The following is a 526-nucleotide window of genomic DNA, read 5'->3' as shown; positions in this document are numbered from 1 at the left end:
CACTTCAATAGTACCTTCGCACTACTAACACAAAAAAAACGCAGCAGGGAGCGTTTTAGGTGCCTTAAAATCGATTTTAGATCGTCATCTTGATTTGTTTGTCTTCCTTGAAGCGAAAATGCAGGGCTACAACCGTGCGCCCCTTTTTGATCGTCTCAACCGTTACAGCCAGGTCGCTTTTTTTGTTCAGTTCGTCAATGCAGGGTCTTAATAATTGCTGGTTAAGTGATTTATATGTTTGATATTTATGCTCTATATCAAGCATTGAGCGAAAATCATCGAGAGCGATAATACGTTCGCCAGTACTGCGGAACTGCTGGAGGAGTTCGTATATCCTTATACTGTAACTTCTTGATAATCTAGATATATTCTTGATTACAACTCTAGTAAATTGCCCTTGTAGTTGTGTCAAATAAGGCATTACTGCGGCAGAAAATGTTATTTGTGCTCTGTCCTCGCCTTTAGCGAACTGTGCCCGATACTGGATCCAGCGGAACTCCTCACGTTTCTCGTCATCCTTGAGAAT

The 526-nt window shown here is 41.4% G+C and carries 1 protein-coding gene; it reads right to left on the bottom strand.

The annotated features are described in order from the left end of the window. Window positions 1-76: 76 nt before the first annotated feature. A partial coding sequence (locus K9U40_RS23375) for a replication initiation protein (protein ID WP_282892455.1) occupies window positions 77-526 on the bottom strand: 450 nt, incomplete at its 5' end.

The organism is Xanthobacter autotrophicus, assembly GCF_030015065.1.
Taxonomy (GTDB): domain Bacteria; phylum Pseudomonadota; class Alphaproteobacteria; order Rhizobiales; family Xanthobacteraceae; genus Xanthobacter; species Xanthobacter autotrophicus_D.
The sequence above is the reverse complement of the archived record's forward strand: the minus strand, read 5'-3'. Positions and strand labels throughout refer to the sequence as shown.